This window comes from Pseudarthrobacter arbutini, assembly GCF_054510915.1.
In genome coordinates this window covers 174,134-189,798 of sequence record NZ_JBTNDQ010000001.1, presented here as the reverse complement: position 1 = coordinate 189,798, position 15,665 = coordinate 174,134, and the positions used below count along the sequence as shown (strand labels likewise).

Genomic DNA, 15,665 nt, shown 5'->3' with positions numbered 1-15,665 from the left:
CCAGCCGGGGCTGAACAGCCGGACGCCCCTTGGACAGGCTTGGGGCCGGACCCTAGGCTGGCGCTATGAAGCTGACAAAATACACCCACGCGTGCGTCCGGCTTGAGAAGGACGGCGGGGTGCTGGTGCTGGATCCGGGAACATTCTCCGAGACGGCCGAAGCCCTGGCCGGGGCGCAGGCCGTGCTGATCACGCACGAGCACGCCGACCATGTGGATGTGCCGGCCATGGTCAACGCACTGCGCCGCTCTGACGTCCTGGCGGTCTTCGCGCCGGCCGGAGTGGCCGCCCATCTGCGGGAGGAGGCGCCGCAGGCCGCAGTTCGGATCCACACGGTTGAACCCGGTTCCAGTTTTGACGCGGCCGGCTTCAACGTGCGCAGCTTCGGCGGACAGCACGCACTGATCCACCCGCAGGTTCCCATCGTGGCCAATATCGGCTACCTGGTGGACGGCAACGTCTACCACCCGGGGGACTCTTTCATCATCCCGGACGGTCTCACCGTGCAGACGCTGCTGGTTCCGCTCCACGCGCCGTGGAGTAAGGTCAGCGAGGTGGTGGATTTTGTCATTGCCGTCCGCGCCCCGCGTGCGTTCCAGATCCACGACGGGCTGCTCAACGAAACGGGCCTGAAGGTCGCAGAATCCCATGTTGCCCGGCTGGGCCGGAAATACGGCACCGAGTACACCCGCCTTGCCCCGCGAGAATCAGTGGAGGTCTGATCGGCTACGCGTTCCAGACACCGGTCTCGAAAAACCGGCGGATGACTTCCTCATACGGCTCGGGGTCCAAGCCCTGCCCTGACAGCCACGCGGGATTGTAGTAGTTGCCCGCATAGCGGTCGCCGCCGTCGCACATCAACGACACAATGCTGCCGCGCTGTCCCTCGGCCACCATTTCCGCCACAAGCTGCCAGACACCCCACAGGTTTGTGCCCGTGGACGGTCCGGCATGCAGACCGGCGAGGGTGTGCACGTGCCGCATGGCCGCGACGGAGGCGGCATCGGGAACCTGGATCATGTGGTCGATGACGGCGGGCACAAAGCTCGGCTCCATCCGCGGGCGGCCGATGCCTTCGATCCGTGAGGGCAAGCCGGTGCTTGCTTCACCAGTCCCTTTCAACCAGCCGGGGTAGAACGCGGAATTCTCCGGGTCAACTACTGCAAGGCGGGTGTCGTGGCCGCGGTAGCGCAGGTAGCGGCCGATGGTCGCGCTGGTGCCGCCGGTCCCGGCGCCCACCACAATCCAGCGGGGAACGGGGTGTTCCTCCAGCGCCAGCTGCCCGAAGATGGACTCCGCGATGTTGTTGTTGCCGCGCCAGTCCGTGGCCCGCTCGGCGTAGGTGAACTGGTCCATGTAGTGCCCGTTGGACGTGGCAGCGACGTCCGCCGCCGCGGCATAAACCTCTGAGGCATGGTCAACCAACAGGCACGAGCCGCCGAACTGTTCGATCAGCGCGATCTTCTCCGGGCTCGTCGTGCGTGTCATGACCGCTACGAACGGCAGGCCCAGGAGCTGCGCGAAATATGCCTCCGAAACAGCGGTGCTGCCGCTGGACGCCTCCACGATGGTGGTACCTTCGCGGATCCAGCCGTTGACCAGGCCAAAGAGGAACAGCGAGCGGGCCAGCCGGTGCTTGAGGCTCCCCGAACGGTGAGTGGATTCGTCCTTGAGGTAAAGCTGGACGCCCCAGTGCTCCGGGAGCGGCACCGAGTAGAGATGGGTATCGGCGGACCGGTTGTTTTCTGCATTGACTTTTCTGATGGCCTCGTCAGCCCAGGCCCGGTCCGCGCTCGCGTTCTTCACCGGACCAGCCTACCGGCGGCGCTCCCCGCCAGCCGTTCTGCCGCAGCTAGAGTTGGATCAGCGACTGCACACCTCACAAGCACAATTGCAAGGAGAACGATGGGTCCACTGATGGCTGTCCCGGCTTTGGCGGCGCGTTTCGACGCCGGCCAGCGAACCGTGATGCTGGACGTCCGCTGGGCGCTGGGGGACCCGCACGGCCGGGAACACTACCTTGAGGGGCACCTCCCCGGGGCAGTTTTTGTGGACCTCGCCACCGAGTTGGCGACGCCGGCCACCCCGGCCCGCGGCAGGCACCCGCTGCCCACCGACGCGGAATTCCAGGAAACTGCCAGGCGCTGGGGGATCAACAACGGCGACGTTGTGGTGGCCTATGACAACAGCGGCAACATGGCTGCCGCCCGGCTCTGGTGGATGCTCCGCAACGCCGGGCTACAGGACGTGTACCTGCTCGACGGCGGACTGGCCGCCTGGCGGGACGCCGGACTGCCGCTGGACACCGGACCCGTGGACGCCGCCGTCGGGCGTGTTTCCTTTGATGATTCCCCTGCCGGAGGCAGGATGCCCACCATCGACGCGGCCGGAGCGGCGGACTGGCCGGCAACGGGCGTCCTGCTGGACGCCCGGGCTGGCGAAAGATACCGGGGCGAATTTGAACCCGTCGATCCCCGCGCCGGCCACATTCCGGGCGCCCGGAGCGCACCCACAACGGAGAACATGGACGGGGCCGGGCATTTCCTGCCCGCGGACCTGCTGCGGCATCGGTTCGAGGACCTCGGCGTCCGCGACGACGTCCCGGTGGCCGTGTACTGCGGCTCGGGCGTGACCGCCGCCCACGAGGTGGCCGCCCTTGAAATCGCAGGATTCCGGGCCGCCCTCTATCCGGGATCCTTCTCGGAATGGTCCAACAATCCCGCGCTGCCGGTGGCGACGGGCAGCCGGCCGAGTGGCCATGCGGCGGCCCGCGGGGGTAGCGTCGAAGGATGACTCCAGGACGCCCTGTACCGCCGCCCCTTGCCCGCCCCGTATTGCCGAACGACGATGCTGTTGCTGTTCATCCTGCTACGGACCCGGACACCGTTCCCGGCACCGGCGTGCTGGCAGCCGCCTACGGCGCGGCTTCCGTCGACAGCGGCCTGGCACCCCTGACGCTGGCCCGGCGTGCCCCCAAAGCAGATGACGTCGAGATTGGCATCGAATTCTGCGGCCTGTGCCACTCGGACGTGCACGCCACGCGAGGCGAATGGGGCAGCCAGAAATATCCGCTGGTCCCTGGCCACGAGATCGTCGGAACCGTCAGCCGCGTCGGTTCGGCCGTGACTGACTTCATCCCGGGGGACCGCGTGGGCGTCGGATGCATGGTTGATTCCTGCCGCGAATGCGAGAGCTGCCTGGACGGCCTGGAACAGTACTGCGAAAACGGGCTGATCGGGACCTACGGCGCCAAGGATCCGCGCAACGGCGATGCCATCACCCAGGGCGGTTACTCGTCCGCCGTAGTGGTGGACCGGCGCTACGTGGTCCGAGTGCCCGGCAACCTGGACCCGGCCGCCGTCGCCCCCTTGCTCTGCGCAGGTGTCACCACGTTCTCTCCCTTGCGGCACTTCGACGTGGAGGAAGGCGACGTGGTGGGTGTGGTGGGGCTCGGCGGGCTCGGACACATGGCCGTGAAGCTCGCCAAGGCCATGGGGGCGCGGGTGGTGGTGTTCACCACCTCCGAAGAAAAGGTGCCGGCCGCGCTGGAACTCGGGGCCGACGAAGTGATCCTGTCCCGGGACAAGGACGCCATGGCCGCCGCGGACCGCACCATCGACCTCATCATCGACACCGTAGCCGCTCCGCACGACCTGAATCCGTTCTTCCGTACCCTGCGCGTGGACGGTGCCCTGTTCCAGCTGGGTCTGCCGTCGGACGCCATGCCGCCGGTGAATCCGGGGGCCCTGATCAGGCGGCGGATCGCGTACGCAGGCTCGCTGATCGGTGGCATCGCCGAAACGCAGGAGATGCTTGACTTCTGCGCCGAACACAACGTGGTGGCGGATATCGAACTGGTGCGCGCAGACCAGCTGAATGAGGCCTACGACCGTATGGTGGCAGGCGACGTCAAATACCGGTTTGTGCTGGACGCCAGCACCCTGCAGGCTCCGGCCGAGAAGGCAGACGCATGAGCACCCTGTTTACCAAAATCATCAATGGCGAGATCCCCGGACGCTTCGTCTGGCGGGAGGCTGACGTTGCGGCATTCCTGACCACAGGTCCCCTGGCAGACGGTCACACCCTGGTGGTCCCCACCGAGGAGGTGGACCGCTGGACCGATGCGTCCCCGGCAACCCTCGCGAAGGTGATGGAAGTGGCCCGCCGGATCGGTGCCGTGCAGCTGGACGTCTTCCCCGCCGAGCGGGCGGGGCTGATTGTGGCCGGGTACGAGATCAACCACCTGCACGTCCACGTGTGGCCGTCCATGACCATGGCTGATTTCGATTTCGCCTCGGCCGACCAGAACCCGGATCCCGCGGTGCTGGACGCGAACGCCGAAAAGCTGCGCGCCGGGCTCAGGGCCGCCGGCTATGCGGAGTTCGTTCCCGCCAGCTGAGCCTGACGTTCGCGCCGGTTTGGCCCGTCCAGGACTTTGCTCGCGCCAGCCGTGGCCGGCAGGCCTAGACTGGCGCGAGCGCCTTGTTAAGGACGGCCCTGATCCGTTTTTCGGAGACGGAATACGCTGTTCCGAGTTCGACGGCGAAGAGGCTCACCCGCAGCTCTTCGATCATCCAGCGGACCTGGGTCAGTTCGGCACCCACCCGGCGCCCGGGCAGCAGGGCCGACACGGCGTCGTCGTAATCGTCTTCCAGCCGCTGCACCGCGGCCATGCTCAGGCCGTCCCGCTGGACGTTGCCGGGGAGCTTTTCGAGGCGTTTCTCGATGGCGGCAAGGTAGCGGGGGAGCTGGCTCAGCTGCTTGTAGCCCGTGCGGGCCACAAATCCCGGGAACACGAGCTGCTCAAGCTGGCTCCTGACATCGTTCAGGGCGCTGATTAGCGCCAGGCTGGTGGTGCCCTTCAGCTGTTTCTCAATGCGCCGGGTGCTGGCCAGGACTCGCTCCACTACGGCCGTCACGCTGAAGACGGTATCGATGAGTTCCGCGCGGACCTGCTCGTAGAGGGCATCGAAGGACGCCCGGTCCCACGGGAGTTCCGCGGGGGTCAGTTTGTCCACGGCAGCCAGGGCACAATCGGCAATGAGGGCTGACACGGAACCATGCGGATTCTGGCTGAACGTCAGCTTTTCCGTGTTGTTGAGGTGCTCCAGGACGTAGCGGTCCGGTGCGGGTACCCGGAGGGCGAGGAGCCGGATCACACCGCCGCGCATGGCCTCTAGCTGCTCCGACGAGGTCTGGAAGACGCGCAGCGCCACGGACGTTCCCTCGTCCACCAATGCCGGATAGCCGGTGACCGTGTGGCCGTTGACGGTGTTGCTGACCTGCCGCTGGACCGTGCCGAAGGCCCACTCGGTCAGGCCGGTCTGTTCCTGGAAGCCTGTGCCGCTGCCGGCTGCATTTCCGCCAGTAGATGACGCGGGGACTGTTCCGCCGGCCTTTCCGGGTGTCTTCGAATTTCCCCGAGACTGCGGCGCGGTGGTTCCCGGCGTCGCCCCCAGGGATTCAGCAATGGCCCGGCGTGTTGCCGGGGCCAGCCGCTCCTGCAGGACCGCGAGGTCCTTCCCCTCATCCAGCACCTTGCCCTGGGTATCCACAACCTTGAAGCTCACCCTCAGGTGGGACGGCACAGCGTCCCAGTTCCACGAACCTGGCGGGATGACGTGGCCGCGGATCCGGCGCAGGGCAAGTTCCAGTGAAGCTTCCAGCTCATCGTGCGCCGGATCGAAGTCCGAATCCAGGGCAGCAACGGCCTGCCGGGCCACATCCGGAGCGGGGACGAAGTTCTTGCGGACCTGCTTGGGGAGGGACTTGATCAGGGCAGCCACGAGCTCGGCACGCTGGCCGGGGATCAGCCAGCGGAAGGCGGCATCATCGAGCTGGTTCAGGAAGAGCACCGGGACTTCAGCTGTGACGCCGTCGGACGGGTTGGGCGGTGACCCGGGCGCCACAGGGTGGAACTCGTAGCTGAGTGGCAGCTCGAAGCCCTTGTGCAACAGCGTCTTCGGATAAGCGGCCTCGTCCAGGTCATCGGCGTCGTTGTTGAGCAGCAATGACTTGTCGTAGTCGAGGAGGTCCGGATTCTGCTGCCGGGCCTCCTTCCACCATTTGTCGAAGTGCCGTTCGGATACGACGTCGGGGCCGATCCTGGCGTCGTAGAACTCAAACAGCGTTTCGTCGTCCACCAGCAGGTCGCGGCGGCGCATCCTGGCCTCGAGCTCCTCGACTTCCAGAAGCAGGGCGCGGTTGCGGTGGAAGAACTTGTGGTGCGTTTTCCAATCGCCTTCCACCAGGGCGTGCCGGATGAACAGCTCGCGGGCCAGCACAGGATCCACTCGGCTGTAGTTGACCCGGCGCTGCGGGATGATGGGCACGCCGTACAGGGTGACCTTCTCGTACGCCATGACCGCGCCCATTTTTGTGGACCAGTGCGGTTCGCTGTAGGTGCGCTTGACGAGGTCCGGCGCCACCTGTTCAGCCCACGCGGGATCGAACTTGGCGGCGACCCTGGCCCAGAGGCGGCTCGTTTCCACGAGTTCGGCAGCCATCACAAACGTGGGGGACTTCTTGAAGAGGGACGACCCGGGGAAGATGGCGAAGCGGCTGCCGCGGGCGCCCGCGTATTCGCGCTTGCGCTCGTCCAGGATGCCGATGTGGCTGAGCAGGCCGGACAGCAGGCTCATGTGGATGCCCTCGTGGTTGCCCACAGGATCGGCAAGGCGCTTATTGTCCAGGCTGATCCCGAGCGGGCGGGCCATCTGGCGGAGCTGGGCGAAGAGATCCTGCCATTCCCTGACCCGAAGGTAGTTGATGAACTCGGTCCGGCACAGGCGGCGGAACTGGGTGGACGAGAGTTCCTGCTGTTTCTCCTGCAGGTAGTTCCACAGGTTCAGGAAGCCGGTGAAGTCGGAGTTTTCGTCACGGAACCGGGCATGCTTCTCGGCAGCGAGCTGCTGCTTGTCCGTGGGACGCTCACGCGGGTCCTGGATGGTCAGCGCCGCGGCCAGGATCATTACTTCGCGGACGCAGCCGCGCTTGCCGGCCTCCACAATCATCCTGCCGAGGCGGGGATCCACTGGCAGCTGGGCAAGCTGCTGTCCGACGGCGGTCAACCCACCGCTCTTGGCGTCACCTGGCCGGACGGCATTCAAGGCGCCGAGCTCGCGCAGGAGCGTCACGCCGTCGTTGATTGCCCGCGTGTCCGGCGGCTCGACAAACGGGAAGTTCTCCACGTCCTTGGGCCCGCGGGCCACACCCATGGCGGTCATCTGCAGGATGACTGCCGCCAGGTTGGTGCGCAGGATTTCCGGATCCGTGAACAGCGGCCGGGACTCGAAGTCCCCTTCCGAATAGAGCCGGATGGCGATGCCGTCCGACACCCGGCCGCACCGGCCGGAGCGCTGGTTCGCCGAAGCCTGCGACACGCGCTCGATGGGCAGCCGCTGGACCTTGGTGCGGTGCGAGTAGCGGGAGATGCGGGCGGTGCCGGTGTCGATGACGTACTTGATGCCCGGGACAGTCAGGGAAGTTTCGGCCACGTTGGTGGCCAGCACAATCCGGCGGTTTCGGCCGGGGTGGAACACCTTGTGCTGTTCCTGCAGGCTCAGGCGGGCGAACAGCGGGAGCACCTCGGTGCCTGCCAGGCGCCGGTTGGACTGGATCCTGGCGTTCAGTGCCTCTGCAGCGTCGCGGATTTCGCGCTCGCCGGAGAAAAAGACCAGGATGTCGCCGGGGGCCTCGGTGGCGAGTTCGTCAACGGCGTCGCAGACGGCGTCGAGCGGATCGCGGTCCTCTTCGAGTTCGTCATCGGAGGCGTCTGCATCTTCGCCATCGGCGGCTCCGCCGGCTGGCTGGGACAGCGGCCTGTACCGGATCTCCACCGGGAACGTGCGCCCGGACACCTCGATGATGGGGGAGGGCTCGTCGTCGGACCCGAAGTGTTTCGCGAACCGCTCCGGGTCGATCGTAGCCGAGGTGATGATGATCTTCAGGTCCGGCCGCTGCGGCAGGATGCGCTTGAGGTAGCCCAGGATGAAGTCAATGTTGAGGCTGCGCTCGTGCGCTTCATCAATGATGATGGCGTTGTATTTGCGCAGCAGCTTGTCCCGCTGGATCTCGGCGAGCAGGATGCCGTCGGTCATGAGCTTGACCTTGGTAGCGCGGCTGACTTCGCCGGTGAACCGCACCTGGAAGCCGACTTCCTGGCCGATCTCCACACCGAGTTCCTCGGCGATGCGCTCAGCGACGGTGCGGGCTGCGAGCCGCCGCGGCTGGGTGTGCCCGATCAGGCCGTTGTCGCCCAGGCCCAGCTCGAGGCACATTTTGGGGATCTGGGTGGTCTTGCCGGAGCCGGTCTCGCCGGCGATGATGGTCACCTGGTTCGCTGCAATGGCAGCCTTCAGGTCCTCGCGGCGCTCGGAAACGGGCAGCTCAGCAGGGTAGGAGATATGAAATGTCATGGCTGCAGCCAGTCTACTGGGGCGGCGCCTGATTCCCGTGCTTGCTGCCGTCAACCCGAGATCAGACATTAAGAGAACCCGGCTCTTTATGAGCCGGGTCCCTTTTGTGTGTTGGTGGGTTGGTAATGGCGGCTTGAGGCATGCCTTCTGGTTAGAAAATGCGCAGGGTGTAGTTAACGCTGGGCAGGTCCAGGGCGGACCAAGGCTGGTCGGAGGTGATGGGCGGGGTGTGGCCGCGGCCATCACGCAGGAGCGCTGAGACGGTGGCGGCGAGGACGACGAGGAGCAGGACCACTAGGGCGATTCCGAAGATTTCCATGACTCAATGCTGCTCCCGTGGGCGGTGAAGAAACAGTGGCAGAAATGCCCAAAAAGCTCGAATTTCTGCCATAATGGATGCATGCTCAAATCAGTGGCAGTCATCGTAGTTCCCAACTTCTCTGTCTTCGAGTTCGCCACCGCCTGCGAGGTTTTTGGCATCGACAGATCAGGACGCGGCAGCAACGTTCCGGCGTTCGACTTCCGGGTCTGCACACCGGAACCCGGTAACGTCCGGATGAAATCGGGACTCTCCTTGAATGTTTCGCTGGGATTGGAGGCAACGGCGGACGCGGACCTCGTGATCATGACACCCTTCGGACGCGACGACGACGTTCCGGAATCCGTGCTGGAGGCATTGCGCGCCGCGCACGCCCGTGGAGCCTGGGTGATGTCCATCTGTTCCGGGGCCTTCGCCCTGGCCCGCGCCGGTCTGCTGAACGGGCGGCGTTGCACCACGCACTGGCACTATTCCCATGAACTCGCAAACCGGTACCCGGAAGTGCAGGTCGATGAAAACGTGCTCTATGTGCAGGACGGCAACCTGATCACCAGCGCCGGAACAGCGGCAGGAATTGATGCCTGCCTCCATCTGGTGCGCGTTGAGCTGGGCGCCAATGTGGCAGCAGCCATTGCCCGGGACATGGTGGTTCCGCCGCACCGGGACGGTGGCCAGGCTCAGTTCATCGACCGGCCCGTGCCAGCCTGTGGATCGGCGCCGATGGAAGAGTTGTTGCGCTGGATGGTGCAGAACCTGGAGCAGGAGCACACCGTCGTTGAGTTGGCGTCCCGCGTCCACATGTCAGCCAGGACCTTCGCCCGCCGCTTCCGGTCCGAAACCGGGGCCACACCCGCTGCCTGGCTGAACTCGCAGCGGGTCCTCCGGGCGCAGGAGCTGTTGGAATCCACTGACCTGAACATCGACGAAGTTGCCCGGGAATCCGGCTTTGGCCACCCCGTCCTGCTCCGGCATCACTTTGCCAAGGTGCTGGACACCAGCCCGCAGTCCTACCGCCGGGCGTTCCGGGGGCAACTGGTAGCAGCAGGCTGACTGGATACGCAGCTAAGCCTGCACAGGACCCCGCCGGTCGGGGCTGTCCTCGGCTGCCGCCCGGGTGGTGTCGACCAGCACACGCCATGGTCCTGTGACAGCCTGCTCCGGCAGCGCCGCCCGCCGCTGGCCCGCCCGGATCGAATAGATAAATCGGTCCGGCTGGTTGTCCTGCACCTCCGCGGCTGCGGCCCGGACGGTCTTGGGCACCGCGTCCCAAGGGCATGCTTCCACAATGGGTTGCCACTGGCTTTTGGCGCTCGCGGTCTGGGCGTGCACTGTCCATACGCGGGTCAGGGCTGCGATGCCGCCGCTGCGCTCCACACTGATCTTCATGGCCTGGGTCCTGGGCTTTCCTGCAGCCTGGCCGCCGGCTCGCGGCGGGCAGGCGTTCAACTAAAGCTTGACCTTCACAGTTTCCCACGCCTGCCGCACGGCGTCATGCTCCGGCGAATCGGTGCCGAACAGGTCGACGGCGGATGCCGCCGTCGCCCTCGCGAAGACGCGGAAGGTGGCGGCGGCAGGCAGCGAGCCGCCCGTCAGTGCGTCGTACCAGATCCGTCCCGGCGCCTCCCAGGCGTTGCCGCCCAGGGTCTCCGCCGTGAGGTAAAAGGCCCTGTTGGGGATCCCGGAGTTGATGTGGACGCCGCCGTTGTCCGCGCTGGTCCGCACGTACGAGTCCATCGAATCCGGCTGGGGGTCCTTACCCAGCACGTCGTCGTCGTACGCTGTGCCCGGGGCCTTCAAGGATCGGAGAGCCGATCCCTCAACCTGGGGCGTGAAAAGTCCTTCGCCGATCAGCCAGCTGGCGTCGGTCACGGACTGGCTGTTCAGGTACTGCTCCACGAGCGCGCCGAAAACGTCGGACATGGATTCGTTGATGGCACCTGCCTGGTTGCGGTAAGCCAGCCCCGCCGAGTACTGCGTGACGCCGTGCGTGAGTTCGTGCCCGATGACGCTCAGCGACCGCGTAAATCGTTCGAAGACTTCGCCGTCGCCGTCGCCGAAGACCATCTGGCGGCCGTCCCAGAACGCATTGTCGTAGAGCTTGCCAAAGTGCACCGTGGCATCGAGCGGCAGTCCTTCGCCGTCGATGGAGTTACGGCCGAAGATGTCGGCAAACAGGCGATGCGTGTTCCCAAGGCCGTCGTACGCCTCATCAGCGGACTGATCGCCGGAAGCCGGTTCGCTTTCCTTGCGTACGAGCTTTCCGGGCAGGATCTCCGATCCGCCGGCATCGTAGATGCTCCTGTTGGGCGGGCCCGGACGGACGTCGCGCAGTGCCGGGGGAGCGGCCGGAGCCGGCTGGGTACGGGCTGACTGGACTGACCGGACGTGGCTGAGCGCTTCCTTGGCGGCCCGCGCGGCGGCAGAAAACCGAGGCTCGTCCAGGCGGGCCAACCGCCGCAGTATGTAAGGCGGAATGATGGAACAGAATGTAGCTGGAATGTGCATGGCCTACCCCCTCGAGTACGTTGAATCAGCCTACGAGGGGGTGCTGTCAATCTGATGAAGGCGCACTCAATCCAGCCCGAACGGACAGTTGAGGCCCAGTGCGCGAGGGGACATTTATGCCCCATCCCGGCTCCGCCGACACTTCAACGAGGACGCGAGCGGAGTTATCCACATAGCCGTTCAGCCTCGCCGTTATTGTCAGACCCTGCTGGGATGCTTTGAGTATGGATAGCAGAGCGGCTGTGGCGACGGCGGAGGCACTTGCGGTGTCTTTCGCTGAGCTGGCTGTTGTGATCGGTGAAGCTGCCGAATCTTCCGGATCCTGGGAGGCTGATCCGTTGCGCCGGGTGGCGGGTGGTTTCTTGGACGGGCTGGCGGAGATCTCACGGTTGGACGCGAAAAGTGCCGCCCTGAAGGCCTGGCTGGCTACCGGCTACAGCGCCGCTGCCGAGGCCCTGGCCGGGCCGGCCGAGTCGCCGCAGGACCACACCGGTCAGGAGATGGCTGTGGTCGCTGAGGTCGCTTGCGCCCTGACGGTGAGTGAACGCAGTGCCGGTGCCCTGCTCGCCGAAGCCCACGCGCTGTTCACGGCCTTGCCGCTGACGTTCTCGGCGCTGCAGGCCGGGCAGATTTCCTGGCAGCACGCCCGGATCATGGTGGACGAAACCGTGAACCTTGACTCTGCCGGCGCCCAAGCCCTCGAAGCGCATTTCCTGGACCCCGCCGTCGAGAATCCGGCACGTGGCCCGGCCGGTGAGCTCATCCCCGGCCGGTTCCGGCACAAAGCCCGGACCTGGCGGGAGCGGCATCACCCGGTGAGTATCGAAAAACGCCACGCACGCAGTGCCGCGGATCGGCGGGTGGAGTATGCCCCGGACCGGGACGGGATGGCCTGGCTCTCCGCCTACCTCCCTGCCGATCAGGCTGCCGGGATCTGGGACCGCACCACCAGCGCAGCCCGCGCCCTCCAAGGACCGGATGAGGGCCGGACCCTCACCCAGCTCCGCGCTGACACCATCGTCGCCTGGTTGCTCGGCGGAACCGGTGATGGGAGCGGGGAAATGCGCAGCGGTCTTGCTGGCGGTGGTCCCTCGCCGCGGGCGCAGGTGTTGATCATGGTCCCTGTGATGTCGCTGCTGGGTGTCACGGATGAGCCGGCCATGTTGGATGGGTACGGGCCGATCCCGCCGTCCATGGCCCGCCAGCTGGTCGCTGACGGCGCCGAGTCGTTCCACCGGGTTCTGGTCGACCCCCGGGACGGTGCACCGCTGGAGATCGGGCGGACCAGCTACCGGGTAACGAAAGCCCAGCGCCAATGGCTCAGGCTGCGCGACGGGAAATGCCCTTTCCCCGGCTGCAGCAACCACTCCCTCGACAACGAAGCAGACCACCTCCTCGCCTGGGCCAAAGGCGGCAGCACCGGCATCTCAAATCTCGGCCAGCCCTGCCACAAACACCACCGAGTCAAACACACCAGCGCCTGGAAACCCACCGCAGCCACCAAGAACGAGCCCCCGGGCTGGATATCACCCACCGGCCGCCACTACCAAAGCGAACACCCCGACTGGGAAGCACCACACTGGCCAGCGCCGCAGACGACAAGTGCATCGAGCACCACGCCGCCTTAGCTGGGCTGCGTGGCGAAGCACCGGCCTCAGCGGCGGAGTCTGAAGGTCGGCGTGCGACAGCCGCGTCGCTTTCACAGCGGCGGTGTCCGCAGGTGCAAGCTCGGTAGGGCCTCAAATGTCCACTCGAGCTTGTTCGGTGGCGCTTAAGTGTCCGCGCGCGCCTGTGGGGAGGAACGCAGAAACCCCCGCCGCTCTTGCAAGCGGCGGGGGTTTCATCTGTGCCCTCGATTGGAATCGAACCAACGACCTTCTGCTCCGGAGGCAGACGCTCTATCCCCTGAGCTACGAGGGCAATCCAGGGATCCTGCCGTTGCCAGCGGGACGTCCTAGAGCTTAGCAGGAAGGTGCCTGCAAGGAAAAACGGCCCTGTTCAGTAGCCCGAAAAAGAGTCCACGTGCACCCGGCGCGCGCCGGCCTTATGGGCTGCACGGCGCAGCGATGCGACGCTCGCAGGGGACCCGGAAATGTAGACAGCGCGGCCGGCAATGTCAGGAACGAGGGCCTTCAGGGAATCTCCGTCCAGCCGGGCGCCAGCTGCAGCGCCCCCGGATTCCAGCGTCCCGGCATCGGTGATGAACGACGGCGGGACGGAACCGTCAGCGAGGCGTGCCAGGATGCGCGCCCCGGAAACCTGCAGCTCGGCCGTGTAGGCAATTTCGGCAACGTTGCGCGCCAGCAGGAGGAGAACCACGTCCCGGTTCTGCGCGGCGCCGGAAGCCAGATGGGCAAGATAGGGCGTGATACCGATGCCCGCGGCGATCAGGAGGACGGGGGCCCGGGGATCGCGGGGCAGGACAAAATCTCCGCCCACGGACGTGGCGGCCACCTCATCACCAGGCTTCAGGTCCAGCAGGACTTTCTTCGCCGCGGACAGGGGCTCCGCCGTCCGGACGCCAAACTTCACCGTCTCCGAACCGGGTGCACTGGTCAAACTGAACACCCGGCGTCGGCCTTTACCGTCAGACTTGGCGTGCGGCAGATCCAGTTCCATGTACTGCCCCGGCACAAACCGGACGGGCCGGGACGGTTCAAAGGCGAACTCTGTGGTGCTGGGCGTCAGAGGGCGGGAGCCAGCGAACCGGAGCCTGAGCCCGCCGCGCTGGCCCAGGAGAAACGCCAGCAGGTTGCCGACCAGCAGGGCCAGTTCCGGCGAGTTGGCGATGAAGCCGAAGTTGTACGGCACCGCGAACACCACACCAACCAGTGCGGCGAGCGCGAGCTGCTGCCAGCGGCGCGGAGCGAGGGTGAGCGGCTCCGTCAGCATAAAGCCGACGAAGAACAGCAGCGGCCGCTGCGCCAGGGCCTGCCAGAGTGCGCTGCCCAGGGTAAGCCCCGCCTGCAGCAGCTCAGCGCTCACAATTGATGTGGCAACCACAAGGAACACGGCCGCCATGAGCAACTTACGCGTCCGGTAGAGCACCAGGAGGACGCCAGGGACCAGCAGCCAGAGCATGGCAGGGGTCGCCGCCCACCACGTTGCGATGTTCAGCCCCGTCAGCCCGGTGACAAACGCTCCGGCGGCGGCGGGGTTGAAGATGTGCCGGCCACGCCAGGCCAGCGCGTATTTCGAGGCGGAGGCCAGCACACAGGCCAGGGCCACCCCCGCCATATCCAGGGGCATAAACGAGGGCCAGAACAGGAAATACAGCAGCAGGCCGGTGATCAGCGACGACTCGGAATGCGGGCGGACGTGGAAAAGGGCAGCCAGCCCGCGGTTGGACACGTACGTCAGGCCAAGGCACAGGGCCAGGTGGACGAGCATCTGCGGGATGCCGAACGTCAGCCAGCCAAGGGCATTCAGCAGGAGGCTGTACGCGGCAAGGGCTGCCAGCACCAGCAGGATCAGCCGGTACATCGTGTACTTGCCCAACAGCTTGTCCAGCCGGCCGGCAGTGAAAACGGCAGTTGCCTTGGGGGTATCAACGGGGCTCATGAGAACAGTGTCCCTTCAAATCCGGCCGAGTAGGCAGCGCTTCCATCAGAAAAAACCGTCAGCCAGGAAAAATCGAAACTCTGTTCCAGCTCGCTGCCGGGGACAAAGAAAAGGGCGGTGGCCAGGGCATCGGCAACCATGGTGCTTTCCGCCATGGTCCACGTGGCCACGGCCATGCTGACGGGCAGCCCTGTTGTGCCATCGAGCACATGGTGAAGGCCGTCGCCCCACGCCCGTCTGTTTGAGGCTGACGCGCACAATGCGCCGCCTGCCAGCGGCACGGTCCCGATGGCCCTCGCCGGGTCGTACGGGTGCTCCAACGCCACGGAGACCGGATCAGGCCCGCGGTGCAGCAGGTCGCCGCTGGCATCAATCACGAAGGAGTCCACGCCGCAGGAGCGGAGCTCAATAGCGAGAAGGTCCACCAGTTGCCCCTTACCGGCGGCACCGATGTCCAGGACCAGGGGAGCGGTGGTGGTCAGCACGTTGCCGTCCCACGTCAGGACGTCCTCCCAGTGGGGTGCCGGAAGCGCGTTCCCTGCCGGCCGCAGGGAATAGGCGGCGTCGTACCCGAGGCGCTCCAGGCTGCCGCCGATCAGCGGCGTCATTGCACCGCCGGTGACCTCATACAGCGAGCGGTACAGCCGGCCAAGGTCCGCCGCTTCTGGCGGCAGCTCATACCGCCCGGGCTGGCGGGCCATGGCACCGACGGTCGAATCGGACCTAAACCGGGACCAGTCGCCGTCGTACCGTTCCACCAAGGCGAGCAGCCGGGCACGGACGCTGGCGTCAAGCGGACGGGGGGTGGAGATTTCCCAACGGGTTCCGATCCCGTCGAAGCGGAAGTCCTCCGGGTCAGGCAC

Annotated in this window: 13 protein-coding genes and 1 tRNA gene; 6 read left to right on the top strand and 8 right to left on the bottom strand. The window is 66.0% G+C overall.

Translation table 11 applies throughout. The annotated features are described in order from the left end of the window. The first annotated feature begins 65 nt into the window (after nt 1-65). Entirely contained in the window at nt 66-722 is a 657-nt protein-coding gene (locus ACX80V_RS00895) for an MBL fold metallo-hydrolase (RefSeq protein ID WP_058931987.1), read from the top strand. A gap of 4 nt (nt 723-726) precedes the next feature. On the opposite strand, the gene ACX80V_RS00890 is transcribed toward ACX80V_RS00895, so the two are convergent. After that, nucleotides 727-1,806: a PLP-dependent cysteine synthase family protein gene (locus tag ACX80V_RS00890; RefSeq protein WP_485841600.1), complete on the bottom strand. Its 1,080-nt coding sequence runs from the start codon at nt 1,804-1,806 to the stop codon at nt 727-729. A gap of 99 nt (nt 1,807-1,905) precedes the next feature. On the opposite strand from ACX80V_RS00890, the gene ACX80V_RS00885 reads away from it, so the two are divergent. The 3 genes from ACX80V_RS00885 to ACX80V_RS00875 are packed head-to-tail and all read left to right on the top strand — an operon-like array spanning nt 1,906 to nt 4,399. Further along, the gene (locus ACX80V_RS00885) at nt 1,906-2,793 is read left to right on the top strand and encodes a sulfurtransferase (protein WP_485841599.1); all 888 of its coding nucleotides are present in this window, start codon (nt 1,906-1,908) and stop codon (nt 2,791-2,793) included. Then, on the top strand, nt 2,790-3,974 hold the full coding sequence (locus tag ACX80V_RS00880; protein WP_485841598.1) for an NAD(P)-dependent alcohol dehydrogenase: 1,185 nt from the start codon (nt 2,790-2,792) through the stop codon (nt 3,972-3,974). The genes ACX80V_RS00885 and ACX80V_RS00880 overlap by 4 nt, the downstream gene beginning before the upstream one ends. Then, complete coding sequence (locus ACX80V_RS00875; protein WP_485841597.1) at nt 3,971-4,399, top strand: HIT family protein; 429 nt, start codon at nt 3,971-3,973, stop codon at nt 4,397-4,399. The genes ACX80V_RS00880 and ACX80V_RS00875 overlap by 4 nt, the downstream gene beginning before the upstream one ends. Before the next feature lie 64 nt (nt 4,400-4,463). Here ACX80V_RS00875 and hrpA read toward each other — a convergent pair whose 3' ends face one another. Together hrpA and ACX80V_RS00865 are read right to left on the bottom strand one after the other, a co-directional pair. Next, nucleotides 4,464-8,417 (bottom strand): ATP-dependent RNA helicase HrpA, encoded by a 3,954-nt coding sequence (gene hrpA, locus ACX80V_RS00870; protein ID WP_485841596.1) that lies wholly within the window; start codon nt 8,415-8,417, stop codon nt 4,464-4,466. Between the two features lie 151 nt (nt 8,418-8,568). Beyond that, nucleotides 8,569-8,736, bottom strand: coding sequence for a hypothetical protein (locus ACX80V_RS00865; RefSeq protein WP_181037140.1), 168 nt, complete (start codon nt 8,734-8,736; stop codon nt 8,569-8,571). Between the two features lie 81 nt (nt 8,737-8,817). Here ACX80V_RS00865 and ACX80V_RS00860 point away from each other — a divergent pair, with 81 nt between their 5' ends. Then, nucleotides 8,818-9,786 carry a GlxA family transcriptional regulator gene (locus ACX80V_RS00860; RefSeq protein WP_485841595.1) on the top strand — a complete coding sequence of 323 codons (969 nt, stop codon included), beginning with the start codon at nt 8,818-8,820 and terminating at the stop codon, nt 9,784-9,786. A 12-nt stretch (nt 9,787-9,798) separates the two neighbouring features. Here the strand turns inward: ACX80V_RS00860 and ACX80V_RS00855 are convergent, their stop codons facing one another. Together ACX80V_RS00855 and ACX80V_RS00850 are read right to left on the bottom strand one after the other, a co-directional pair. Next, nucleotides 9,799-10,122: a protealysin inhibitor emfourin gene (locus tag ACX80V_RS00855; protein ID WP_056343351.1), complete on the bottom strand. Its 324-nt coding sequence runs from the start codon at nt 10,120-10,122 to the stop codon at nt 9,799-9,801. A 60-nt stretch (nt 10,123-10,182) separates the two neighbouring features. After that, nucleotides 10,183-11,241, bottom strand: a complete 1,059-nt coding sequence (locus ACX80V_RS00850) for a M4 family metallopeptidase (protein WP_485841594.1) — start codon at nt 11,239-11,241, stop codon at nt 10,183-10,185. A 224-nt stretch (nt 11,242-11,465) separates the two neighbouring features. On the opposite strand from ACX80V_RS00850, the gene ACX80V_RS00845 reads away from it, so the two are divergent. Beyond that, complete coding sequence (locus ACX80V_RS00845) at nt 11,466-12,869, top strand: HNH endonuclease signature motif containing protein (RefSeq protein WP_485841593.1); 1,404 nt, start codon at nt 11,466-11,468, stop codon at nt 12,867-12,869. Nucleotides 12,870-13,088: 219 nt separating this feature from the next. Here the strand turns inward: ACX80V_RS00845 and ACX80V_RS00840 are convergent. From ACX80V_RS00840 to ACX80V_RS00830, 3 genes are all read right to left on the bottom strand, one after another. Further along, nucleotides 13,089-13,161, bottom strand: a tRNA-Arg gene (locus ACX80V_RS00840). Between the two features lie 78 nt (nt 13,162-13,239). After that, nucleotides 13,240-14,802: a ferredoxin--NADP reductase gene (locus ACX80V_RS00835; RefSeq protein ID WP_485841592.1), complete on the bottom strand. Its 1,563-nt coding sequence runs from the start codon at nt 14,800-14,802 to the stop codon at nt 13,240-13,242. Beyond that, entirely contained in the window at nt 14,799-15,665 is an 867-nt protein-coding gene (locus tag ACX80V_RS00830; RefSeq protein WP_485841591.1) for an FAD:protein FMN transferase, read from the bottom strand. The genes ACX80V_RS00835 and ACX80V_RS00830 overlap by 4 nt, the downstream gene beginning before the upstream one ends.